Origin of the sequence: Kingella bonacorsii (genome assembly GCF_016623605.1) — a bacterium.
GTDB lineage: Bacteria > Pseudomonadota > Gammaproteobacteria > Burkholderiales > Neisseriaceae > Kingella_B > Kingella_B oralis.
Window position 1 is genome coordinate 383,278 of the sequence record NZ_JAEHNZ010000002.1, and the last position, 22,601, is coordinate 405,878.

Annotated in this window: 22 protein-coding genes; 11 read left to right on the forward strand and 11 right to left on the reverse strand. The window is 54.4% G+C overall.

The window, feature by feature from the left end; all coding sequences use genetic code 11:
* The 3 genes from rplW to rplC are packed head-to-tail and all read right to left on the reverse strand — an operon-like array spanning nt 1 to nt 1,579.
* Nucleotides 1-315 carry a 50S ribosomal protein L23 gene (gene rplW, locus JDW22_RS06905; protein WP_182077689.1) on the reverse strand — a complete coding sequence of 105 codons (315 nt, stop codon included), beginning with the start codon at nt 313-315 and terminating at the stop codon, nt 1-3.
* Nucleotides 312-932 carry a 50S ribosomal protein L4 gene (rplD, locus tag JDW22_RS06910; protein ID WP_003795892.1) on the reverse strand — a complete coding sequence of 207 codons (621 nt, stop codon included), beginning with the start codon at nt 930-932 and terminating at the stop codon, nt 312-314. The genes rplW and rplD overlap by 4 nt, the downstream gene beginning before the upstream one ends.
* Nucleotides 932-1,579, reverse strand: coding sequence for a 50S ribosomal protein L3 (rplC, locus tag JDW22_RS06915; RefSeq protein WP_003795890.1), 648 nt, complete (start codon nt 1,577-1,579; stop codon nt 932-934). Before rplC ends, rplD begins: the two co-directional genes overlap by 1 nt.
* Before the next feature lie 406 nt (nt 1,580-1,985).
* Between rplC and ubiM the strand changes: the two genes are divergently transcribed.
* Nucleotides 1,986-3,164 carry a 5-demethoxyubiquinol-8 5-hydroxylase UbiM gene (gene ubiM, locus JDW22_RS06920; protein ID WP_200522434.1) on the forward strand — a complete coding sequence of 393 codons (1,179 nt, stop codon included), beginning with the start codon at nt 1,986-1,988 and terminating at the stop codon, nt 3,162-3,164.
* 318 nt (nt 3,165-3,482) lie between these two features.
* On the opposite strand, the gene pgi is transcribed toward ubiM, so the two are convergent.
* From pgi to JDW22_RS06940, 4 genes are all read right to left on the reverse strand, one after another.
* Entirely contained in the window at nt 3,483-5,153 is a 1,671-nt protein-coding gene (gene pgi, locus JDW22_RS06925; RefSeq protein WP_200522435.1) for a glucose-6-phosphate isomerase, read from the reverse strand.
* 198 nt (nt 5,154-5,351) lie between these two features.
* Nucleotides 5,352-6,191 carry a MurR/RpiR family transcriptional regulator gene (locus JDW22_RS06930; RefSeq protein ID WP_200522436.1) on the reverse strand — a complete coding sequence of 280 codons (840 nt, stop codon included), beginning with the start codon at nt 6,189-6,191 and terminating at the stop codon, nt 5,352-5,354.
* 29 nt (nt 6,192-6,220) lie between these two features.
* Entirely contained in the window at nt 6,221-6,805 is a 585-nt protein-coding gene (nudE, locus tag JDW22_RS06935) for an ADP compounds hydrolase NudE (RefSeq protein WP_200522437.1), read from the reverse strand.
* A 51-nt stretch (nt 6,806-6,856) separates the two neighbouring features.
* Nucleotides 6,857-7,099 carry a hypothetical protein gene (locus tag JDW22_RS06940; protein WP_003795876.1) on the reverse strand — a complete coding sequence of 81 codons (243 nt, stop codon included), beginning with the start codon at nt 7,097-7,099 and terminating at the stop codon, nt 6,857-6,859.
* 337 nt (nt 7,100-7,436) lie between these two features.
* Between JDW22_RS06940 and rho the strand changes: the two genes are divergently transcribed.
* On the forward strand, nt 7,437-8,873 hold the full coding sequence (gene rho, locus JDW22_RS06945) for a transcription termination factor Rho (protein ID WP_200522438.1): 1,437 nt from the start codon (nt 7,437-7,439) through the stop codon (nt 8,871-8,873).
* Between the two features lie 11 nt (nt 8,874-8,884).
* Nucleotides 8,885-9,529: an MBL fold metallo-hydrolase gene (locus tag JDW22_RS06950; RefSeq protein ID WP_200522439.1), complete on the forward strand. Its 645-nt coding sequence runs from the start codon at nt 8,885-8,887 to the stop codon at nt 9,527-9,529.
* Nucleotides 9,530-9,688: 159 nt separating this feature from the next.
* Here the strand turns inward: JDW22_RS06950 and JDW22_RS06955 are convergent, their stop codons facing one another.
* The 3 genes from JDW22_RS06955 to JDW22_RS06965 all read right to left on the reverse strand — a co-directional run bounded on the left by JDW22_RS06955 (nt 9,689) and on the right by JDW22_RS06965 (nt 11,926).
* Nucleotides 9,689-10,672, reverse strand: coding sequence for a cation diffusion facilitator family transporter (locus JDW22_RS06955; RefSeq protein WP_200522440.1), 984 nt, complete (start codon nt 10,670-10,672; stop codon nt 9,689-9,691).
* Nucleotides 10,669-10,845 (reverse strand): hypothetical protein, encoded by a 177-nt coding sequence (locus tag JDW22_RS06960; RefSeq protein ID WP_200522441.1) that lies wholly within the window; start codon nt 10,843-10,845, stop codon nt 10,669-10,671. Before JDW22_RS06960 ends, JDW22_RS06955 begins: the two co-directional genes overlap by 4 nt.
* A 181-nt stretch (nt 10,846-11,026) precedes the next feature.
* Complete coding sequence (locus JDW22_RS06965; protein WP_200522442.1) at nt 11,027-11,926, reverse strand: LysR family transcriptional regulator; 900 nt, start codon at nt 11,924-11,926, stop codon at nt 11,027-11,029.
* 221 nt (nt 11,927-12,147) lie between these two features.
* Between JDW22_RS06965 and JDW22_RS06970 the strand changes: the two genes are divergently transcribed.
* The 3 genes from JDW22_RS06970 (at nt 12,148) to JDW22_RS06980 (ending at nt 16,066) form a co-directional block, all read left to right on the forward strand.
* Nucleotides 12,148-13,113: a TIGR03571 family LLM class oxidoreductase gene (locus JDW22_RS06970; RefSeq protein ID WP_153711847.1), complete on the forward strand. Its 966-nt coding sequence runs from the start codon at nt 12,148-12,150 to the stop codon at nt 13,111-13,113.
* Between the two features lie 130 nt (nt 13,114-13,243).
* The gene (locus JDW22_RS06975) at nt 13,244-15,007 is read left to right on the forward strand and encodes a monovalent cation:proton antiporter-2 (CPA2) family protein (RefSeq protein ID WP_200522443.1); all 1,764 of its coding nucleotides are present in this window, start codon (nt 13,244-13,246) and stop codon (nt 15,005-15,007) included.
* Nucleotides 15,008-15,013: 6 nt separating this feature from the next.
* Nucleotides 15,014-16,066: an NADH-dependent flavin oxidoreductase gene (locus tag JDW22_RS06980; protein ID WP_200522444.1), complete on the forward strand. Its 1,053-nt coding sequence runs from the start codon at nt 15,014-15,016 to the stop codon at nt 16,064-16,066.
* 183 nt (nt 16,067-16,249) lie between these two features.
* Here JDW22_RS06980 and ftsY read toward each other — a convergent pair whose 3' ends face one another.
* Complete coding sequence (gene ftsY / locus JDW22_RS06985; protein ID WP_200522445.1) at nt 16,250-17,890, reverse strand: signal recognition particle-docking protein FtsY; 1,641 nt, start codon at nt 17,888-17,890, stop codon at nt 16,250-16,252.
* Nucleotides 17,891-18,113: 223 nt separating this feature from the next.
* Here ftsY and JDW22_RS14095 point away from each other — a divergent pair, with 223 nt between their 5' ends.
* The 5 genes from JDW22_RS14095 to JDW22_RS07010 all read left to right on the forward strand — a co-directional run bounded on the left by JDW22_RS14095 (nt 18,114) and on the right by JDW22_RS07010 (nt 22,592).
* Complete coding sequence (locus JDW22_RS14095; RefSeq protein WP_200522446.1) at nt 18,114-18,329, forward strand: DUF2750 domain-containing protein; 216 nt, start codon at nt 18,114-18,116, stop codon at nt 18,327-18,329.
* A 39-nt stretch (nt 18,330-18,368) separates the two neighbouring features.
* The gene (locus tag JDW22_RS14100) at nt 18,369-18,584 is read left to right on the forward strand and encodes a hypothetical protein (protein WP_200522447.1); all 216 of its coding nucleotides are present in this window, start codon (nt 18,369-18,371) and stop codon (nt 18,582-18,584) included.
* Nucleotides 18,585-18,714: 130 nt separating this feature from the next.
* Nucleotides 18,715-20,088, forward strand: a complete 1,374-nt coding sequence (locus JDW22_RS07000; protein ID WP_200522448.1) for a DUF945 family protein — start codon at nt 18,715-18,717, stop codon at nt 20,086-20,088.
* Between the two features lie 557 nt (nt 20,089-20,645).
* Nucleotides 20,646-21,230, forward strand: coding sequence for a ubiquinol-cytochrome c reductase iron-sulfur subunit (gene petA, locus JDW22_RS07005; protein WP_200522449.1), 585 nt, complete (start codon nt 20,646-20,648; stop codon nt 21,228-21,230).
* A gap of 12 nt (nt 21,231-21,242) precedes the next feature.
* Nucleotides 21,243-22,592: a cytochrome b gene (locus JDW22_RS07010; RefSeq protein ID WP_003795844.1), complete on the forward strand. Its 1,350-nt coding sequence runs from the start codon at nt 21,243-21,245 to the stop codon at nt 22,590-22,592.
* Nucleotides 22,593-22,601 lie beyond the last annotated feature (9 nt).

Sequence of the window (22,601 nt, forward strand, 5' to 3'; positions counted from 1 at the left end):
TTATTCCTTATCTGCAGCAGCGGCTGCGGCTTCTAAGTCCAGCTCTTGACCAGCCACCAAGCTGATATAGGCTTTTTTCACATCGCTGCGACGACCCAATGTACGACCAAAGCGTTTCACTTTGCCTTTTGTGGTAGTGGTCGTTACAGAGGCAACTTTTACGTTAAACAGCAATTCAACTGCCGCTTTAATTTCAGTTTTAGTTGCATCTTTCAACACTTTGAACACCATTTGGTTGCGTTTTTCGGCAACCAAGTTGCTTTTTTCAGTTACAACAGGAGCCAAAATCACTTTCATCAAACGTTGTTGATTCATACCCATTGCTCCTCTAACTGTGCAACTGCTTCTTTTGTTATCACTACTTTTTTGTAGCGCAACAAGCTGTATGGGTCAATTTGTGTTGCCTCTAACACCAATACATTAGGCAAATTGCGTGAAGACAAATATACGTTCTCATCTAGCTGTTTAGTAACAAACAACACTTGCTCCATACCCAAATTTTTCACTTGTTCAGCAAATTCTTTGGTTTTAGGTGTTGCAGCAGACAAACTCTCAATTACAAATAAACGCTCATCGCGAACCAGTTGCGACAAAATAGTCGCCATACCAGCGCGATACATTTTGCGGTTTACTTTTTGAGTGAAGTTTTCATCGGGTTTGTTAGGGAATGCACGACCACCTTTGCGCCACAATGGAGATGAAGTCATACCGGAACGGGCACGACCTGTACCTTTTTGACGCCATGGTTTTTTGGTAGAGTGATTAACTTCTGCGCGTGTTTTTTGAGCGCGGTTACCAGAGCGGGCATTCGCCAAGAATGCAACTACCAACTGGTGAACCAATGCTTCATTGTATTCACGGGCAAACAAAGCATCAGACGCAGCAACGCTGCCTGAAACTTGACCCTTTGCATCAATCAATTTTAATTCCATTACGCACCTGCTTTCTTAACGCTATGGCGAACCACAACATTGCTGTTTACCGCGCCAGGAACGGCACCTTTAACCAACAGCAGATTGCGTTCTTCATCAACGCGTACAATTTCCAAATGCTGAACAGTTGATTTGGTGTTGCCATACTGACCAGCCATGCGTTTACCAGGGAACACGCGACCAGGGTCTTGTGCCATACCGATAGAACCCGGAACACGGTGCGAACGTGAGTTACCGTGCGAAGTGCGTTGCGCACCGAAATTGTGGCGTTTAATCGTACCTGAGAAGCCTTTACCTTTGGATGTGCCTGTTACATCAACCAATTGACCTACTTCAAACAGAGATACAGTGATTACATCGCCAGCTTTCAATTCAGCTGCTTTTTCTTCAGAAACAACAAACTCGTGCAAACCGCGACCCGCCTCAACACCTGCTTTTGCAAAGTGTCCAGCTTCTGCTTTGTTTACATGGTTTGCTTTTTTCTCACCAAAGGTAACTTGAACGGCCGCATAGCCATCCGTTTCTTTGGATTTTACTTGGGTAACGCGGTTAGCAGTCATTTCCAACACGGTTACAGGAACAGATGCACCTTGTTCTGTAAACACGCGAGTCATGCCTACTTTGCGTCCAACCAGACCTAAAGCCATGATTATTTCCTTGTTTAACAAAGGGATTGCTTGCGATTGAGCAATCTTAAATGGACAAAAATTTACTTGGCACGAATGCCAAGTCGCGCACTATATCATATTTATTCGCGCTTTCCAACAGAAGTTTATATTTTTCAAGCGTAAATTTTGTTTTCAGGCTGCCTTAACGGAATGGCTGGCTTTTTGGTTACAATATTGCCGTGTGGTGGGGTGGTTTTGAATTGGGCAAAAATTTTTTAGGTTGCGTTAGCGATTGTTTATTTTAAATAGTACAATAGGTTTTTTCTGGGCTGTTGGCAGCGTAGGGCAGCCTGAAAAGGTGGGTAACATGGTTTTCAGGCTGCCTTTGATGGGCGGGCTGCTTGTTCTGTTTTATTCCCTATTCTTTGATATTTAAGGAAACATCATGGATACTGATATTTTGATTGTGGGCGGTGGCCCTGCTGGGTTGGCTTTTGCGCGGCAGTTGAAAGACAGCCGTTTGCGGGTAACGATTATTGAGAAAGCTCCGTTGGAGACGTTGCAAAATCCGCCGTATGACGGGCGCGAGATTGCGCTGACACATTTGTCGCGCGAGATTATGCAGCGTTTGGGCATGTGGCAGCGCATTCCTGAAAACGAGATTTACCGTTTGCGCGATGCGAAGGTGTTTAACGGCACGAGCGATTACACGCTACATTTTCCGCAGCCGAGCAAGGCGCGTGGCGGGGCGACTGACCGCTTGGGCAATTTGATTTCTAATCACCATATTCGTCGCGCGGCGTATGAGGAAGTGGCGGAGTGCGAGAATGTGGAACTGCGTTGCGGCGTGGGCGTGAAAAGCGTGGAGACGAACGAGAACCGTGCGCTGGTTGAGCTGGAAAATGGCGATACGATTACGGCGCGGCTGTTGATTGCGGCGGACAGTCGCTTTTCGCAAACGCGGCGGCAGCTGGGCATTGCGGCGGATATGCACGATTTTGGGCGCACGGTGATTGTGTTCCGCACGAAACACACGATTTCCAACCAGCACACGGCGAGCGAGTGTTTCTTTTACGGGCGCACGCTGGCGTTGCTGCCGCTGGAAGAGCATTTGACCAACTGCGTCATCACGATTACGAACACCAAAGCGCATGAATTGCTGGATTTGTCGCCCGATGCTTTGACGGCGGAGGCGCAAAAAATGCTGAACGGTCGCTTGGGCGAGATGGAAATTGCGGGCACGGTGCATCATTATCCGCTGGTGGGGGCGCACGCGAGCACGTTTATCGGCACGCGCTGCGCTTTGGTGGGCGATGCGGCGGTGGGGATGCACCCTGTTACGGCGCATGGCTGGAATTTGGGCTTGGAAAGCACGGAGATTCTGGCAAAACAAGTGTTGCAGGCGGATGCGAAGGGCAAGGATATTGCGTCTAAAGACGTGTTGGAGATGTATAACGTGAAGCATCAATTGCACACGCGTCCGCTGTATCACGGCACGAACGCGATGGTGTCGTTCTTTACCAACGACAGCGCGCCTGCGAAATTGCTGCGCGGGGCGGTGTTGCGCGTGAGCAATAATTTGCCGCCGTTGAAAAAGCTGATTAGCAAACAGCTTACGGGCTAATAGATTTTCAGGCTGCCTTATATGATGGTTGGGGCAGCCTGAAAACGAGGGTATTTCATTTTCAGGCTGCCTAACGATGCAACGGCAGCCTGAAATCTTAAAATGGAGCGGTGGCTCGTTGCCAAATGATGTATGCAACGAGGCTTTACCGGTTGGCGACATCAGCAAGCCGCCAACGCTCCATTGGTTGCAGGTGGTGCAACGGCAGCCTGAAAACGATGCCGAACGCCCAATCCGCCCGACCATCACACAAAGGCAGCCTGAAACGGTATTTCCCGTTTCAGGCTGCCTTTTTATCCGCAAGCATGCAAGGGCAAGCTATTGGAACAGCGCGCAAGTGCCGTCCGCTTCGCAGTTGGCTTTGCGATACAAGCGCACCAGTTTGCTGGTGGATGCGTCGTGCGGCTGCGGATCTATCGCGCCTGTTAGCTCAGCGAGAATGGTTTTGGCAAGCTGTTTGCCCAGTTCCACGCCCCATTGGTCAAAGCTGTTGATGCCCCAAATCACACCTTGGGTGAAGACTTTGTGTTCATACATGGCAATCAGGCTGCCCATGTTGCGCGGGGTGATTTTATCCAGCAGGATAACGTTGGTAGGACGGTTGCCGCTGAATGTTTTGTGCGGCACAAGCGCTTCGATATGCTCGGCGGGCACGCCTTGCGCTTGCAGTTCGGCGCGGGCTTCGGCGGGCGTTTTGCCGCGCATAAAGGCTTCGGCTTGGGCAAAAACGTTGCTCAACAAAATTTCATGATGCCCGGGCAGATTGCTGCGTTTTTCCAAGCTGGCGATGAGGTCTATGGGCGTGATGTGCGTGCCCTGGTGCAGCAGTTGGAAAAAGGCATGCTGCCCGTTGATGCCCGTTTCGCCCCAGATGATTGGACCTGTTTCGGTGGCAACGGGCGTGCCGTCCATTTGCACTTGTTTGCCGTTGGATTCCATATCTAGCTGTTGGATGTATTTGGGCAGGCGGTGCAGGTGTTGGTCGTAGGGCGCGATAACATGGCTGCCGCCGCCGTAGAAATTGATGTACCAAATGCCGATTAAGCCCATCAGCGCGGGCAGGTTGCGCGACAGCGGCGCGTTGCGGAAGTGTTGATCCATCAGGTGCGCGCCTTCCAGCAGCTCAATAAAATTTTCTTCGCCCAAATACAGCATGATGGGCAAGCCGATGGCCGACCACAGGCTGTATCGTCCGCCCACCCAGTCCCAAAATTCAAACATATGCTCGGTGTCGATGCCGAATTCGGCAACGGCTTTTTGGTTGGTGGAAATGGCGACAAAGTGCTTGGCGATGTCTTTTTCGCTGCCTGCCTGCAAGAACCAGTCGCGCGCGGTGTGGGCGTTGGTGAGCGTTTCTTGGGTGGTGAACGTTTTGGATGCGATGATGAACAGCGTGGTTTCGGGGTGGACTTTTTCCAGCACGTCGCGCATTTGCGTGCCGTCCACATTGGAAACGAAGTGCATATTCAGGCGCGGATGCCCGAAGTTTTTCAGCGCGGTGCACATCATCAAAGGCCCCAAATCGGAGCCGCCGATGCCGATATTGACCACATCGGTGATGACTTGGTTGGTGTAGCCCAGCCATTCGCCGCTGCGCACGGCGCGGGTGAAGTCGCCCATTTTGCGCAAAACGTGGTTCACTTCGGGCATCACGTCTTTGCCGTCCACCTTAATCGGCGTGTTGCTGCGGTTGCGCAGGGCAACGTGCAGCACGGCGCGGTTTTCGGTTTCGTTGATTTTTTCGCCGCGATACATTTGCTCAATGCGCTCGGGCAGCCCCGCCTGCTCGGCTAGGGCAACGAGGTCGGCGATGATTTGGTCGTTGATGCGGTTTTTGGAAAAATCCACCGCCAGGCCGCCCACTTCCAGCCAATAGCGGTTGGCGCGCTCGGGGTCTTGGGCGAATTGGTCGCGCATTTGGACGGATTGGGTTTGTTCGTAGTCTTGTTGCAGGGCTTGCCATGCGGGGAGGTTGGTGGGCGTGGTCATTTGCTTTCCTTTGCGTGGTGAGATTAAGAAGTTGGATTATAGTGATTTTCAGGCTGCCTTTGGATGAAATGAAACGGCAGCCTGAAAGCGGAAAGTCCCGTTTCAGGCTGCCTTATGGCGCGCGGGCGATGCGCCCTGTTTGGTTTTCAGGCTGCCTGCTCTGTTTCATCAGTCGGCAGCCTGAAACCATGCCGCGCATCAGTCGTGCACGCGGTGGCTCAAAATGCTGCGCTTGCCTTTTTCCAACTGCAACGAAGCGGTTTCGCCCAAGCGCAACGCCAAGCCAATCGCCAAGATGTCTATCACCGCCAGCTGCAACGAGCGCGACACCATCGGCGAATAACGGTGCGCGTCTTCCTGCGCCGCCAGCGCCAATTCGCAATCGGCAAACTGCGCCAGCGGGCTGCCCGCGCGGGTAATCACAATCACTTTCGCGCCGTTTTCCTTGGCAATGCTCACCGCATCCAAAAGCTCAATCGACGAGCCCGAATTGGAAATCACCACCAGCACGTCTTGCGCCGTGAGCACCGCCGCCGCCATCAGCTGGATATGCGTGTCCGAATACGCCACGGTGGACACGCCGAAGCGGAAAAACTTATGTTGCGCATCCTGCGCCACAATGCCCGAATTGCCCACGCCGTAAAACTCAATGCGCCGCGCGTGCGACAGCATCGCAATCGCGTTTTCCAGCTCGTTTTCGTCCAAACTGCGGCGGGCGCCGAGCAACGCGGCGGCGGTGTTGCCCAACACTTTTTCCATCACGTCGCCCATGTTGTCGTCGGTGTTCAATTCGGCGTGCACAAACGGCAAACCGTTTTGGCTGATGCTGGCAGAGAGCGCGAGTTTGAATTCAGGCAGCCCCTTGTAGCCCAAGCTACGGCAAAAACGAATCACCGTGGGCTGCGACACCTGCGCCTGCTCCGCGATTTCCGCCACCGCCGCGTGCACAAACCATTTGGGCTCCGACAGCGCGCATTCCGCCACCTTGCGCTCCGCGTTCGACAACGAATCCAAACTCTCACTAATCTTGCTTAACATGATGACCTCTTCCATTTGATTACAATCTGTCAGGCAGCCTGAAAAAGCTCAGGGCGCTTGCGCTGCAACAACATCAATGCCGCCAAGGTTTGCGAATTGCCCAGTGCCTCATCGCCAACCAGCGCGTCCAATTGCGCCAACGGCACGCGCACGGGCACCAGCGGCTCAGGCTCGTCGCCTTCCAATTTGGACGCGCGCAAATCCTCCGCGATAAAAACGTGCATCAGCCCGAACATATGGCTGGGCGACGAATACAGCGCGCGCAGCGGGGTAAGTGTTGCCGCCGCCAGCCCGATTTCCTCCTGCAACTCGCGCCGCGCCGCCTGCTCGGGCGTTTCGCCCGCGTCAATCAAACCCTTCACGCAAGTTAATTCATACCGCTCGGGACCGACCGCATACTCGCGCACCATAATCAACTCGCCGTTTTCAACCGGCAGCACCATCACCGCCGGCTTGCGCGACGGCGTTAAACGCTCATACGTGCGCTCCGCCCCGTTGGCAAAGCGCAAATCCACTTCCTGCACTTCAAAAATGCGCGTTTTCGCCGCCTGTCGCACCGCCAGCACCTCGGGCTTTTGCTGCTCCCTATCCAAAAAATGCTCTAAAAAGCTCATTTTATTTTCCCTTTGTTATCCGATTTCAGGCTGCCTGCTGTGTTTGGCGCGCTACCGCCGCGCCTGAAACTCATCCAGCAATTCTTTCGCATAGCGCAACGACAAACCAAACCGCTGCCGTATCGCCACCAAATCATTGATGCGATTGCCCGACACATTCTGCCGCAGCCATTCGTGCGTTTTCGGATTGCTTTTCACGCTTTCATACAAAAACCGCGCCGACGACATACTGTTATTGCGCAGCCAAGCCAGCCACGCCGCGATAACCAGCACAAGCCACAAAAATTTCCACATAACCCGCTCCCTAATATTTTCAGGCTGCCTTGTAATTTACAACATGACACACATCAAGCAGCCTGAAAGTTTGTTTCAACTACATTCTACTACACTTCACATTTGTTTACATAACCAGTTTGCCCCATCCTGCCCAACAAATTTTCAGGCTGCCCCAGCCCGATTTTTTACATTCGCCCAATTTGACAACACCCCCGCCCAGCCCCTAAAATCCGCGCGTTTCAAAGTTCTACGCCGTCTCAGGCACTTTTCCCATTACCCAATATTTTCAACCACGCGGCAGCGCAACCTCGTTTTTCAGGCTGCCCATCCTTTATTCACAAACAATCCCAACACCATGCACGTTACCGAACTCCAAACCAAACACATAACGGAACTCCTAGAACAAGCCGAAAGAATGGGCATTGACGGCGCAAACCGCTTGCGAAAACAAGACCTTGTTTTCCAAATCGTGCGCGAGCTGATTCAAAACGGGCAAGAATTCATCTGCTCGGGCACGCTGGAAGTGCTGCCCGATGGCTACGGCTTTTTGCGCAGCGCGGCAACCTCCTATCTGGCGAACCCCGATGATATTTACGTTTCGCCGCAGCAAATCCGCCGCTTCAACCTGCACACGGGCGACACCATCGAAGGCACGGTGCGCGTGCCCAAAAACGACGAAAAATATTTCGCGCTGGTGCGGCTAGACAGCGTAAACGGCGACCACCCTGAAAGCAGTCGCCATAAAATTTTGTTTGAAAACCTCACCCCGCTGTTCCCCAACCGCCAGCTCAAATTGGAGCGCGACAACCAATCCACCGAAAACATCACGGGGCGGATTATCGACCTGATTTCTCCCATCGGTTTCGGGCAACGCGCCTTGCTGGTTGCGCCGCCCAAAACAGGCAAAACTGTGATGCTGCAAAATATCGCCCACGCCATCACTGCCAATTATCCCGATGCCGAGCTGATTGTGCTGCTGATTGACGAACGCCCCGAAGAAGTAACCGAAATGCTGCGTTCCGTGCGCGGCGAAGTAGTCGCCTCCACCTTCGACGAGCCCGCGCAACGCCATGTGCAAGTAGCCGAAATGGTGATTGAAAAAGCCAAGCGCATGGTGGAACACAAAAAAGACGTGATTATCCTGCTGGATAGCATCACCCGCCTTGCCCGCGCGTATAACACCGTGGTGCCGATGTCGGGCAAAGTGCTCACAGGCGGCGTGGATGCACACGCGCTGCATCGCCCCAAACGCTTTTTCGGCGCGGCGCGCAATGTAGAAGAAGGTGGCTCGCTCACCATCATCGCCACCGCGCTGGTGGAAACAGGCAGTCGCATGGACGATGTGATTTTTGAAGAATTTAAAGGCACGGGCAACATGGAATTGAGCCTAGACCGCCGCTTGGCGGAAAAGCGCGTGTTCCCCGCCATCAACATCAACAAATCAGGCACGCGCCGCGAAGAACTTATCGTGCCTGCCGACCAATTGCAACGGATGTGGATGCTGCGCCGCGTGATTCACCCGATGGACGACGTGGAAGCCGCCGAGTTCCTGCTAGACAAAATCAAGCAAACCAAAAACAACGCCGACTTTTTTGACCTGATGCGCGGCAGCAATAACGCAGGCAAAAGCCATGTCGCCAATCATGCAAACAATGGCAACAGCGGCAATACGGGCAACGCCGCCCAAGGCAGCCTGAAAACTGCTGCGCCCACCGCCACGCAACAAAACACCAGCGAAACCACCAACCTGCCCCGTCGCCGCGGCCGCCCGCGCAAAAATCCCCTTGCCTAAGGAGCACTCTGATGGCATTGCAAATTCAAATCATGCCCGTAACCGCGTTTCGCCAAAACTGCTCGCTGCTGTGGGACGATGAAACGCGCGATGCCGTGTTGATAGACGTGGGCGGCGATGCCGAACATCTGCTCGCCGAAGTGAACAAACGCAGCCTGAAACTGAACGCCATCTGGCTCACGCACGGGCATCTTGACCACGCAGGCGGCGTGCCCATGCTGTTGGAACGGCAAAATGTGCCCGTTATCGGGCCGCATCCTGATGACCAATTTTTGCTGGATGCGCTGCCTGAAACCACCGCGTCTTACGGCTTTCCCGTTTGCCCTGTGTTTGCGCCCACGCGCTGGCTGCACGATGGCGATACGCTGAGCGTTGGGCAATTCACGTTTCAAGTGTTGCACATTCCTGGGCATACTCCGGGGCAAGTGGTGTTTTACTGCGCCGCCGCCAAGCTGCTGCTGGCGGGCGATGTGTTGTTTTACGAGAGCATCGGGCGCACCGATTTTCCGCGCGGCAATCATCAGGATTTGCTGGACAACATCCGCAACAAACTTTTCAGGCTGCCTGATGACACGCTGGTTATCCCTGGCCACGCCCGCACCACCACGATTGGGCATGAGAAGCAGTTTAATCCGTATGTGGGCGGGGCAGCCTGAAAATACTCTGCACACCGCGCGGCGATAATGTTCACACAACGCTGTCGCCAAAATTAAAAACGACTGGGAAATATGCATCCAGTCGTTTTTTTGTTGTTTACTCGTTTTCAGGCTGCCTTTTGGCTTGGGATTAGGCAGCCTGAAAACAGGGTTTGCGCGTTAATGCTCGTGTTCATGTTCGTGATGATGCGCGTGTTCGTGCGCGTGGTTTTTGCTTGCCGCATCGCTGCAATACAAATCCTCGCCGTGCTGATGGTTTTGCGCGTCCAGCTGCAAGGTAACGTGCGCGATGCCTTTGGCTTGGATTAAGCGCTCCACCGCTTGACGCACGCTTTGCGCTTCGCCAACTGTCATCGTGCCATCCAAAACCAGATGGGCGGAAAACAGATGGCGATCGCTGGTGAGCGTCCACACATGCAAATCGTGCACGCCCAACACCTGTGGCACGGCGCGGATTTCGTCCGCTAGCGCGGCTTGGTCTATATGTTGGGGCGCGCCTTGCATCAAAATATGCAGGGTGTTTTTCAGCACGCCCAGCCCGCTGTGTGCAATCAGCAGCGACACCAGCAGGCTCACAATCGGATCCGCCAGTTTCCAGCCAAACGCCATCAGCAGCAACGCTGCCACAATCGCGCCCAGCGAGCCGAGCAAATCGCCGAGAACGTGTAAATACGCGCTTTTCATGTTGAGATTGCCTTCGGTGTCGCTGTGGCGCAGCATATACCACGCCACCACCATGTTCACCAGCAGCCCCAGCACGCTCACCGCCAGCATCCCTGCGCCTGCGATTTCGGGCGGCTGCTTAAAGCGCTCCACCGCTTCAATAATAATGAACACGGCGATGGCAATCAGCGTGAACCCGTTGAACAGCGCAAACAAAATCTCCGCCCGCTTGTAGCCAAAGGTTTGGCGGGCGTTCACGGCTTTTTCACCAAATTTAAACGCTGCCAGCGCCAAACCCAACGCCAGCGCATCGGAAAACATATGCCCTGCGTCCGACAGCAGGGCAAGCGAACCTGTTAGCAGCCCGCCGATGATTTCCACCAGCATATAGCCTGCGATGATGACAAAAGATACCGCCAGCACTTTTTTGTTGGAAGTGTGAACATGGCTGTGGTCGTTGTGATGATGTGCTGCGCTCATGGGTGGCTCCTGATGGAGGTGATGGATGGGGGGAGTTTAAAGGGTGGCGGGGCGATGGGGAAGTTTTTTGCGTTGGGGTCGGATTGGGTGGGTGGTTTGGGGTGAGATGATGATGCGCGGTGGTTGCGATTGTTGGTATTGGTGCAAGCGAGTATAGCATGGCGGATGCGCAAAAGGCAGCCTGAAAATCAAAAACGCCGTCTGAAAATCCCAAAGCAGATTTTCAGACGGCGTATGTTTGAATTCCCCGTTTTTCAGGCTACCTTTGCTGGCTTTGGCTGACGGTTGGGCAAACTGCTGCGTTCAAATGTTTGCGGCAGCCTGAAACGGGTTTTCAGGCTGCTTTTTCCGTTTTCAGACGGCCTTCCCCCACGCTTCCCCCATCATATCCACCAACGCCCGCACTTTGGGCGAGAGCTGTTTGCGGCTGGGGTACACCGCCATCACGGGCACGGGTTTGGGTTGGAAATCGGATAAAACGCTTTTCAGGCTGCCTGAATCGAGGGCGGTTTGCACCAGATAATGCGGCAGCTGCACGATGCCGAATGCGGACAGCGCGAGTTCCAGCAGGGCTTCGCCGTTGTCGGCGCTGAAGCGTCCGCTGCCTTGGAAGGTGGTTTCTTTGCCTTTTTGCTGGAAACGCCAGCGGCTGACGCGGCCGCCGTGTAGGAAATGCAGGCATTGGTGGTGTGCCAAATCGTCGGGGCTTTGCGGCGTGCCGTGTTGAACGAGATAGCCTGGGGCGGCGCAGGTGAGCATTTGCTGGCTGCCGACGGTGCGGGCGATCAGGCTGTCGAATTGGGGCGGGTTGCCGTTGCGCAGAGCGAGATCGTAGCCGTCTGAAATCAGGTCGGCGTAGTCGTCGGTGAGTGAGAGTTCGACGCTGGTTTGCGGATAGCGGTGGAGAAAATCCGCCAACAGCGGCGGCAAGATGGTTTTGCCCAACACCAGCGGCGCGCTGATTTTCAGACGGCCTTGCGGCTTGATGCTGCGTTGGGCGAGGCATTGCTCGGCGTTGTCCAATTCTTCCAGCACGGCGGTGCAGCGTTCGTAAAACAGCCGCCCTTCGTCGGTAGGTGCAAGGTTGCGCGTATTGCGCTGCAAAAGGCGCACGTTCAACCGCGCTTCAAGGCGGGCGATGCGTTTGCCGATGGTGGAGCGGGTCAGCCCGAGCTGTTTGGCGGCGGCGGTAAACGAGCCGCTTTTTACGCTGGCGACAAAGGCGGTCATATCGTTGAGATTGTTGAGTTCCATAAATTTTTCTTGCGCAGATCGGGCATTTATGCCCGACAAATACAGGTAAATTTAAAAACGTCGGGCATCAATGCCCGACAAATACAGGTAAATTTAAAAACGTCGGGCATCAATGCCCGACCTACATTTGGTATTTTCTTGCCCGAGATTAGGGAAGCACATTCCCGAATAAAACAAATATACTTCATCCCGTGCAAAAACACATCACAAGGAGCAAAAAAATGACTGCGCTGAAATTACCCGAACGCCTGCAAAACCATCGCGGTTTCGCCCGCACTTTCCAACCGGGCAAACTCACATTGGGCCTGATTGCGCCCTTCAAAGGCTATCCCGACAGCCCCGTGCCCGAAATGGACGACTTCGCCACCGTGATAAAAGCCGCCGACCAAAGCGGCATTGCCACGCTGTGGGTGCGCGATGTGCCGTTTTACGACCCGAGTTTTGGCGATGTCGCGCAGATTTACGACCCGTCGGTAACGCTGGGTTATCTCGCCGCGCTCACCCAAAACGTTGCGCTCGGCTCGGCGGGCTATGTGTCGCCGCTGCGCGAACCGGTGCTCACCGCCAAAGAAGCCGCGTCGGTGGAACAAATCAGCGGCGGCCGCTTCCTGCTCGGCTTGGCCAGCGGCGACCGTCCCACCGAATACCCCGCCTTTGCCTCCGATTTCAACAACCGCGCCGAACGCTACCGCGAAGCGTGGCAAATCATCCGCCGCCTGACGCAGGAAAAATTCCCCGCATTCAATAGCGAACACTACGGCAGATTCAGCGGCAATTTGGACTTGGTGCCCAAACCCGCACACGGTTTGCCGATGCTCGCCATTGGCCGCGCCCGCCAAGAGCTGGAATGGATTGCCCGCGAAAGCGACGCATGGATTTGGTACGGCATCGCCCCCGAAAAACTGGGCGACATCGTCAACACGCTCAAAGAATTGGGCGACGGCGAAACCTGGAAACCCTTTGGCGTGGCGAATTTCGTCGAACTCTTGGAAGACCCGAACGCGCCCGCCGAGTTCTACAATAACATCTACCTGCGCGGCGGCGCCAAAGGCATCGTCGAATTCTGGCAAAAACAGCAAGCCGACGGCGTGGCGCACATCACCGTCAACCTGAAACCCACACGGCGCGGCGCGCTGGAAACCATTCAGGATTTCACCGAAAACGTGATGCCGCATTTTGCGGTGTAAACTTTGAGGCTTTCAGGCTGCCTGAAATGCTAAACGCCGTCTGAATCCATTTTTCAGACGGCTTTTTTGTGTTACGGCGATTTTTCTTTATAATACGAAAAATTTTTATGAATTAACAAAGGCAGGAATTATGGCAGTAGAAGCGACTGACGGCGATTTATTGCACGTGGTGGTGTTATTGGGGGCGGCGGTAGTTGCCGTGCCGTTATTTAAACGTTTAGGTCTAGGCTCAATTCTGGGTTATTTGGCTGCGGGGCTGGTTATCGGACCCTTCGGATTAAAGCTCGTTACCGATTCCCACGCTATTTTGCATATTGCGGAATTCGGCGTGGTGATGTTTCTGTTTTTGATCGGGCTGGAAATGAAGCCGTCGCATTTATGGAAATTGCGTAATCAGATTTTCGGCTTGGGTACCCTGCAGGTGACGTTTTCCAGTCTGTTCCTTACCCAAATCGGGCTGGCTTACGGTTTTTCTTTAGTGATGTCGTTTATTTCGGCGGTAGGTTTTACACTCACCTCCACCGCAATGGTCATGCAGATTATGGACGAACGTCATGAAATCAGCACACCGCAAGGTCAGCGCATTGTCTCCATTTTGCTGTTTGAAGATTTGCTGATTGTGCCCATGCTGGCGATTGTAGCATTTCTAGCACCCGATAATCCCAATGCCGTTGCCGATGCCGTACCGCTATGGCAGAAAATCGGTGTTGCCGCGCTTTCTTTGGCAGCGTTGATTGCGACAGGTATTTGGCTGCTCAATCCGCTGTTTAAAATTCTGGCAAAATCCAAAGCACGCGAGGTGATGACTGCCGCCGCGCTGCTGGTGGTACTCGGTGCGGCTTATTTAATGGAGCTGGGCGGTCTGTCTATGGCGATGGGTGCGTTTCTGGCGGGAGTGCTGCTGTCGGAATCCGACTTCCGTCATCAGCTTGAAGCGGATATCGAACCGTTCCGAGGCCTTTTGCTCGGGCTGTTTTTCTTAGCTGTCGGGATGTCGCTGGATGTGGCAACGGTGCTCAATAACTGGAAGGTAATTCTTTCCGCCACTGTACTGATGATTATCTTGAAATGCCTTGCCATTTATGGAGTGGCGCGTTTTGCCAAAGCAAGCCATCGCACCGCGATACACCGCGCCGTACTGATGTCGCAGGGCGGTGAATTCGCCTTCGTATTACTCGCCTCCGCTGCCGTACAACGGGCGATTAATGCGGAAGTGCTAGCGAATATGACGGCAATCGTGGTGCTCTCCATGATTATGACACCCTTCAGCGTTATGCTGTTCGACCGCTATTTCAAAGAACCCCGCGCAGCTGTGGCAGTGGATGATGTGGAAGAACATGCGGGCGAACTCAACGGCAACGTGCTGATTATCGGATTCGGGCGCATGGGGCAGGTGGTCAGCCAAATGCCGCTAGCCTACGGTGCCACCATTTCCATTCTGGACAACGATCCCGACACCATCAACGTCGCACGCGAATACGGTTTCAAAGTCTATTACGGCGAAGCCACCCGCGCCGACGTGCTGCATGCCTGCGGCGTAGAACACACCGACATCGTAGCGGTATGCGTGGACGACGGAGAAAGTGCGGTCAGAATTGTGGAAAATATTCATCATATCAACCCGAACGCCAAGGTGTTCGTGCGCGCCTGGGACAGACGCAATGCGCTGGCCCTAGTGAAAGCGGAAGCGGATTTCGTAGTGCGCGAAACCTTCTATTCTTCCATGAAAATGGGCGATGAAATCGTCAAGGCATTGGGTGCTAGCGTGCAGGAATTACGTGCCATACACGACAAAGTACGCGACGCCGACAAAGAACGCTTCGCTTTGGAAATTGCCGGCAAGGAATTTGAAGGGCGCAGATTACTATTGGGGAATATAAAGAAAAATTCGTAAAACGGCGTGACAATCAAAAACCGCTTTGTCGTCGCGCCGCTGACGATTTACGAATCTGATGCCAACGGCGGGCTGACCGACGCCGCCCGTAATTTCTGGCGCGACCTTTTTCGCGGCTTCGGGCTGTTTGTGATGCCGTTTACCAATGTGCATCCGACCGGCATCGGTTTTCCGTCGCCCAACGCTTTTGACGCAAGCCACCTGCCCACCCTGCGCGAATACGCAGCCATTTCGCACGAACAAGGCGCGAAAATCGTCGCCCAAATCGCCCACGCAGGCGGCCGCGCCAATCCGCTAATGACGCGCGGACTCGGCGCCGTCGCCCCCAGCGGCTACGGGCGCGTGCGCGAAATGAGCGGCGCCGAAGTGGCGCAAATGGTGCAGCACTTCGCCCGCGCTGCCGAACTCGCACTCGACGCAGGCTTGGACGGCGTGGAAATCCACGGCGCAAACGGCTGGCTGATTCAGCAATTCGTCTCCGCCGCCACCAATCTGCGCCAAGACCAATGGGGCGGCAGCCGCGAAAACCGCTTCCGTTTCCCACTCGCCGTCATCGACGCGATTGACGAAATGCGCCGCCGCAAAAACCGCCCCGACTTCATCATCGGCTACCGCTTCTCGCCTGAAGAACCCGGCGAAGACGGCTTAACGATGGCGGACACGCTCGCGCTGGTGGACGCGCTCGCTGCCAAACCGCTGCAATACCTGCACGTTTCGCTGTGGGATTTCTACAAAAAAGCGCGCCGCGACGGCAACGACGAATACCGTATGAAACTCATCCACCAGCGGATTAACGGGCGTTTACCCTTTATCGGCGTGGGCAAACTCTACACCGCCGACGACATCGCCCAAGCCTGGGAAACGGGCTGGGCGGAATTCATCGCGCTGGGCAAAACCGTGATGCTCAACCCCGATTTGATCGAGCTGATAGCAAACGGCCGCGAAGCCGAGATTCACACGCATTTTGACTGGCAGCAAACCGACCGTTACCGCTACACGCCCGCGATGCTCGCCGGCACGCGGCAGGGGATGGGCTTTTATCCGCCGGCGAAGGGGTGAACAACGACAGGTCGGGCATCAATATCCGACCTGCAAACTTAAACAACAAGGCAGCCTGAAACCCAAAATACGGTTTTCAGGCTGCCGCAATCTCAACACACAACATCCATTCCACACACCAACAAAAAAGCAGCCTGAAAACGAATAATCCGTTTTCAGGCTGCCTTTTGGCGTGCGGGCGGTTTAATCCAACAGCGCGTCCACAAAATCTTTGGCGTTAAACGGGCGCAAATCGTCAATGCTCTCGCCCACGCCGATATAGCGCACGGGGATGGCGCGATTGCTTGCCAGCGCCGCCAACACGCCGCCTTTGGCGCTGCCATCCAGCTTGGTAACGATTAAGCCCGTTACACCGAGCGCATCATCAAACGCAATCACTTGGTTAATCGCGTTTTGCCCGATGTTAGCATCCAGCACCACGATGATTTCGTGCGGCGCATTGGGCATGGATTTTTGCAGCACGCGCTTCACTTTTTTGATTTCTTCCATCAGGTGCAACTGCGTGGGCAAGCGCCCAGCGGTGTCCGCCAACACGATGTCAATTTGGCGCGCTTTGGCGGCTTCCACCGCATCAAAACACACCGCCGCGCTGTCGCCCTTGGCTTGCGAAATCACGGTAACACCGTTGCGCTCGCCCCATTCTTGCAGCTGCTCGCGGGCAGCGGCGCGGAAAGTGTCGCCCGCCGCCAAAATCACCGATTTGCCCTGCGCTTGGAAATATTTGGCGAGCTTGCCGATGGAGGTGGTTTTGCCCGCGCCGTTGATGCCCGCCAGCATAATCACAAACGGCGCGCCGTTTTCGGGGATGGCGAGCGGTTGTTCCAGCGGTTTGAGCAGGTCGTACACCGCGTCTTTCAGGGCTTGGCGCAATTCGTTGCCGTCTTTGAGCCCTTTGAGCGACACGCGGTCGCGCACTTCGCGCATCAGCTCTTCGGTGGCTTCAATGCCCATGTCGCTGGTGAGCAGCACGGTTTCCAGCTCTTCGTATAAGTCTTCGTCTATCTGCCCGCCGCCGAACACGCCTGCCAGCGATTTGGCCATGTGGTTGCGCGATTTGGTCAGGCCTTGCTTCAAACGGCCTGCCCAGCCGAGTTTGGTTTCGGGTTCGGTTTCGTGTGTTTCAGGCTGCCGAACGGGTGCGGTTTCGGCGGCGGCTGATTCGCTTGCAGTGGTTTCAGGCTGCGTTTCGCTTGGTGCTGATGCGGTTTCGGGCTGCGTTGGCTCGGCCGCGCCTGCCCAGCTGTTGGGCTTGTCGGCAACGGCGGCCATCGTCCAGTTGCGAACGGGCGGTTCGTTTGGGTTGGGTTGCAACGCGTCGGGTTTGGATTCGGGCTGCGTTGGGGATTGGGTTGGCTCGGTTGGGTGGTTGGCTTCGGTTTCAGGCTGCGTGACAGGGTTTTCAGGCTGCCCTTGTGCCACCGTTTCAGCGGCTGCGCTTGCGGTTGTGCCGTCGGTTTCATTTTCGGGGGCGGCGGGCGACGGCTCTGCGTTTTCAGGCTGCGCTTGCGCTGCGGGTTCTGGTTCTGCCGTTTCAACGCTTGCGCTTTCGTTTGCACTTTCATTTGCCGAGGCTTCGGGTTGCGCACTGTGTTCTGTTGCCTGCTCGGCTGCAGGTTCTGCGGTCTGTTCTGCGGTTTCGGCCGCTGTGTTTTCAGGCTGCGTGTCGCTTGTGTTGGGCTCGGCTGCCGTGGCTGAGGCAGCGGCGCGGTCGGCGGGCACATTTTCCGCAGCCGTCGGTGTGTTGTTTTGTTCGTTTTCAGGCTGCGTTTGGGTTTCGGGTGCCGGGGTTTTTGATTTAAACAGTTTGTTAAAAAAGCCTAGCATGGAAGTGTCTCGTTCGGGTTGGTAAATGGGGGGCGATTGTACCCGATTTCAGGCTGCCCAGCGGTTGATTTGTGCAAATTGGCCGCTTGCGCCGCGGGCGGGAAAACGGGTTTTTAGGCTGCCTGATATTTTGCGCGCACCTCTCTTTACCCACCTGATGCAATCCAGTATATTCCGACCGTTTCAGCCGTTTTCAGGCTGCCAACCATCACAAGGAAACCCCGTGCTGCAAAACACCGCCACTCTGGAAAAACGCTATCAGCAATTCATCCAAACCATTTGCCAAAACGAGCAGGTTTTCGCGCTCAAATTGCCGCAGCAAGACCAATACGCCTTCCTGCCCTCCGCCCACGAAGAATACGAGGATGGCGAACCCGTTGGCGTGGTGTGTTTTTGGTCATCCGCCGCCCGCGCCCGCGATTGCTGCCGCGAGGAATGAGCAGAATACGAAGTCGCCACGTTTGGCTTGGCGGAATTTTTGGAAAACTGGTGTTTGCTGTTGGCGGGCGATGGCTTGCTGATTGGCGCAGAGCTAGACCGCAATTTGTTTGGCTGGGAAGCCGAGCCTGTTGATGTGTTGCTGGATGCGCTGGATGAATTTGAACGCATTGGCAAAGACATTCCGCGGCAATATTTTGACAACATCATCACCCTTTTGGAGCGCGAATCGCGGCAGATTTTAGAAGACGATTAGGCAGGCTTGCCCCTTTGTCCAAATCTTTAAAGGGGTTTGCCGCAGCGCAAGGCTGAAAACGCTGTTTACCCGACTTTCAGGCTGCCTAATCACCCGCCAAACCATTTAACCCACCACAAGGAAACCGCAAATGAACAAAAAAACCTTAATCGCCAGCGCAGTAGGCATCGCGCTCGTTGGCGCAGTCGGCGGCAACATCGTCGCCGGCAAAAAACTGGAAAGCGCGTATCACAACAGCTTTAACGTGCAAGACAAACGCTTTAAAGTGAACGTGTCCGAATTCAACATGGGCATGCTATCGGGCAGCGCAAAATGGACGGGCGAAATCACCGCCGATTTGTGCCACCCCGAATACCGCCCCGTTTTCCGTAGCGAAGACACCATCACCCGCGGCTTAACGGGCTACACCGTCGTTTCCAAAATCTACGCCCAAAACCCCGACAGCCCAAAAGAAACCCATCTGTTTGACATCCGCAGCCAAACCACATGGAGCGGCAATATCGACAGCGAAATCACCATCCCCGCCAACTCGTTCACCGAAAACAGCGGCACGCTTGCATGGGAGCCCATCACCGCCGCGTTCACGCTCAAAAACGGCAAAGACGGCAGGGAAGTGCACAACCTGAAAATCAACATCCCCGGCATCACGCTCAAAGACCCGAAATTTAACGGCGCCATCAAAAACGCCAGCTACCAAGCCGACCAGCTCACCTTCGCCATGCTCGCATCAGGCAAAGCCGGCGGCAAAGTGGAATCCGTTACCTTTTCCATGGCAGGCAGCAACCCCTTTGAAATGAGCCTGAACAATTTGGAAAGCAGCGCCGATGTGGCAATCCACAACGGCAAACTGGTGTACACCAGCAGCAGCAAATTGGGCGATTTCAGCCTGCAAGGCAATCCGCAGCAACACGTTAAGCTGGAACAAATCCGCTACAACCTGAGCATGAAAGACCTGGATGCCAAAGCCTTTGAAATTCTGGCTGACTTGTTTAAAGCGCAAAGCCAACGCTGCGTGCCCGCTGCCGAGAGTGAAAAAGCCTTCCAAGAGTTTCTCAAAGCGCTGTTGCAATCGGGAGGCGCGTTTGAATCCAAAGACAACCAAATCGTGCTCAACGGCAGCAAAGCCACCATGCAATGGGAAAGCAGCTTCCCCGCCAATGTTGTCAACGAAAAAATGACGGACGAGCAAGCCCAAGAGCTGTTGAAACAGACCAAAGCCCAAGGCGAAGTGCGCATTGACAAAAAATTCATCCGCGAAGGCTACAAAGCCTTTATGAACATCAGCGGCACGCCTGTGGACGATGCCCAACTTGAACAAGTCGTGCAGGGTTTTGAAAAAGGCATACTGGAACTCAACAACAGCGAATTCAAAGACGCCGTGCAAGCCAAAGCGGATGGCGGGCAGCTGGTGATTACGCTGACCAAAGAAGCCGGCAAGCTGCCCGCCTCGCTTGAAAAAACCATGCGCGACAAAGCACGCGCGGCATCAGAGATGGCGCAGTAAGCCATGCCGTAGCGCACGAAGCGGGATTTTTGCCCAAATACCAAATAAAAGGCAGCCTGAAAATGAGAATGTTCATTTTCAGGCTGCTTGTTCTGTTTCCAGCCGGTTTGGGCAGCCTGAAACGCAGTTTGAGATTGTGGTTGATTTGAAGTTTGTGAATGGGTGGTTGCTTATATCCCCGCGTGGTGGGGCTGATTTGTTAATGTAACCAAACTCCAACGGTGGGAAACGGCTCCATCCCAAAACACTTTGGCAGGCTTCTTATACCCTAGGCAAACAAACCCGGCAGCACAACACGGATGCAGCCGCAAAACCATTTTGCAACAACTCAAAAAAAGCCGTGCCTGCCGCACAATTTGCTACGCCGCCCCAAACCCAAGGCAGCCTGAAACCCGCATGCTTAAACAATCTTAACCTATCTTAAAAAACAGCTTCAATCTCCCCCATAAAATCGGTTAAAATCCCCACGTTTAAAAGCACTTTTTTAACACTCCAAGCGCGAAAAGCAACATTGCATTACACGTTGCCCACCGCGCCGAAATCTTGGAATAAAAAAAATGGATAATAAAGAAATAAATCAAGGACGCCGCCGCTTTCTATCGCTTGCCACCGCCGGGGCAGGCGCAGTTGCCGCCGCAGGGGTGGCAACACCACTTGTGGCAAGCTGGTTTCCGTCTGAAAAGGCAAAAGCCGCAGGTGCTGCTGTTGAAGTGGACATCAGCAAAATCGAATCCGGGCAAATGATTACCGCCGAATGGCGCGGCAAACCGATTTTCGTGTTAAACCGCACCGAGCAGCAGGTTAAAGACTTGCCCTCGTTGGATGGTCAATTAGCCGACCCCAAATCCAATGCCGACCAGCAGCCTGAAAACTGCAAAAACGCCACGCGCTCGCTCAAACCCAACCTTTGGGTGGCCGTGGGCATTTGCACGCATTTAGGCTGCTCGCCCACATTCCGCCCCGATGTGGGCGCGGCAGACTTGGGCGGAGGAAGCTGGAAAGGCGGCTTTTTCTGCCCTTGCCACGGCTCCAAATTTGACCTCGCAGGACGCGTGTATGCAGGCGTTCCCGCGCCCACCAATTTGGTTATCCCGCCATATAAATACATCAACGACAACGTCGTTTTGATTGGCGAAAGTTAATAGGGGTACATCATGTCAAACCAACAAACAAGCAAAACCAAAGCCTTATTAAACTGGGTGGACGCGCGTTTTCCATTGACTAAACTTTGGAACGACCACGTTGGGCAATACTACGCACCCAAAAACTTCAACTTCTGGTATTACTTCGGTTCGCTCGCCCTGCTCGTTTTGGTGATTCAAATCGTCAGCGGCATTTTCCTGACCATGAACTTCAAACCGGACGGCACCACCAACGCCTACAATCTCCCCGTAGCGTTCACCGCCGTTGAATACATTATGCGCGACGTATCGGGCGGCTGGATTATCCGTTATATGCACTCCACCGGCGCATCGTTCTTCTTTATCGTGGTGTATCTGCATATGTTCCGCGGGCTGATTTACGGCTCATACAAAAAACCGCGCGAATTGGTGTGGATATTCGGCTCGCTCATTTTCCTTGCCTTGATGGCGGAAGCCTTTATGGGCTACTTGCTGCCTTGGGGGCAAATGTCGTTCTGGGGCGCGCAAGTGATTATTAACTTGTTCAGCGCGATTCCCGTGATTGGTCCGGATTTGTCCACCTGGATTCGCGGCGACTTCAACGTATCCGATGCCACGCTCAACCGCTTCTTTGCGCTGCACGTCATCGCCGTGCCCTTGGTGTTGCTCGGCTTGGTGGTGGCGCACTTAATCGCCCTGCACGAAGTGGGTTCCAACAACCCCGATGGTGTGGAAATCAAAAAACTGAAAGATGAAAACGGCATCCCGCTCGACGGCATCCCGTTCCATCCTTACTACACCGTGAAAGACATCTTGGGCGTTGCCGTGTTCCTTATCGTGTTCTGCTCCGTGTTGTTCTTTGCGCCCGAAGGCGGCGGCTACTTCTTAGAAGCGCCCAACTTTGACCCGGCCAACCCCATGGTAACGCCCGCGCACATCGCGCCCGTGTGGTATTTCACGCCGTTCTACGCCATTTTGCGCGCCATTCCTTCGTTTGCCGGCACGCAAGTTTGGGGCGTAATCGGCATGGGTGGCGCGGTGATTTTGATTGCGCTGCTGCCTTGGCTTGACCGTGGCGAAGTGAAATCCGTTCGCTATCGCGGTCCGATTTTCAAAACCGCACTGGTGTTGTTTATCATCGCCTTTATCGGCTTGGGCATTTTGGGGGCGCAAGTGGCAACCGACACGCGCACCCTGCTCGCCCGCATTTTCTCTATCGTTTACTTCGCATTCTTCTTGGGCATGCCGTTCTACACCAAGCTGGACAAAAACAAACCTGTTCCGGAGCGTGTAACCATGAGCACGACGAAGCAAAAAATCATGTTCTTCGTTTACGTCGGCATCACATTGGTGTGCGCGTATCTGTTTGCAACTAACGTTTAAAGGGCAGAG

What these genes read in the sequence shown, in the direction of transcription:
- JDW22_RS07000 (WP_200522448.1), top strand. Translation starts at nt 18,715, where the DNA reads ATGAACAAAAAAACCTTAATCGCCAGCGCAGTAGGCATCGCGCTCGTT.
- rplD (WP_003795892.1), bottom strand. Translation starts at nt 932, where the DNA reads ATGGAATTAAAATTGATTGATGCAAAGGGTCAAGTTTCAGGCAGCGTT.
- JDW22_RS06965 (WP_200522442.1), bottom strand. Translation starts at nt 11,926, where the DNA reads ATGGAACTCAACAATCTCAACGATATGACCGCCTTTGTCGCCAGCGTA.
- pgi (WP_200522435.1), bottom strand. Translation starts at nt 5,153, where the DNA reads ATGACCACGCCCACCAACCTCCCCGCATGGCAAGCCCTGCAACAAGAC.
- rplC (WP_003795890.1), bottom strand. Translation starts at nt 1,579, where the DNA reads ATGGCTTTAGGTCTGGTTGGACGCAAAGTAGGCATGACTCGCGTGTTT.
- JDW22_RS07010 (WP_003795844.1), top strand. Translation starts at nt 21,243, where the DNA reads ATGTCAAACCAACAAACAAGCAAAACCAAAGCCTTATTAAACTGGGTG.
- JDW22_RS06955 (WP_200522440.1), bottom strand. Translation starts at nt 10,672, where the DNA reads ATGAGCGCAGCACATCATCACAACGACCACAGCCATGTTCACACTTCC.
- rplW (WP_182077689.1), bottom strand. Translation starts at nt 315, where the DNA reads ATGAATCAACAACGTTTGATGAAAGTGATTTTGGCTCCTGTTGTAACT.
- JDW22_RS06975 (WP_200522443.1), top strand. Translation starts at nt 13,244, where the DNA reads ATGGCAGTAGAAGCGACTGACGGCGATTTATTGCACGTGGTGGTGTTA.
- rho (WP_200522438.1), top strand. Translation starts at nt 7,437, where the DNA reads ATGCACGTTACCGAACTCCAAACCAAACACATAACGGAACTCCTAGAA.
- JDW22_RS06970 (WP_153711847.1), top strand. Translation starts at nt 12,148, where the DNA reads ATGACTGCGCTGAAATTACCCGAACGCCTGCAAAACCATCGCGGTTTC.
- petA (WP_200522449.1), top strand. Translation starts at nt 20,646, where the DNA reads ATGGATAATAAAGAAATAAATCAAGGACGCCGCCGCTTTCTATCGCTT.
- JDW22_RS06930 (WP_200522436.1), bottom strand. Translation starts at nt 6,191, where the DNA reads ATGTTAAGCAAGATTAGTGAGAGTTTGGATTCGTTGTCGAACGCGGAG.
- JDW22_RS06940 (WP_003795876.1), bottom strand. Translation starts at nt 7,099, where the DNA reads ATGTGGAAATTTTTGTGGCTTGTGCTGGTTATCGCGGCGTGGCTGGCT.
- ubiM (WP_200522434.1), top strand. Translation starts at nt 1,986, where the DNA reads ATGGATACTGATATTTTGATTGTGGGCGGTGGCCCTGCTGGGTTGGCT.
- nudE (WP_200522437.1), bottom strand. Translation starts at nt 6,805, where the DNA reads ATGAGCTTTTTAGAGCATTTTTTGGATAGGGAGCAGCAAAAGCCCGAG.
- JDW22_RS06950 (WP_200522439.1), top strand. Translation starts at nt 8,885, where the DNA reads ATGGCATTGCAAATTCAAATCATGCCCGTAACCGCGTTTCGCCAAAAC.
- ftsY (WP_200522445.1), bottom strand. Translation starts at nt 17,890, where the DNA reads ATGCTAGGCTTTTTTAACAAACTGTTTAAATCAAAAACCCCGGCACCC.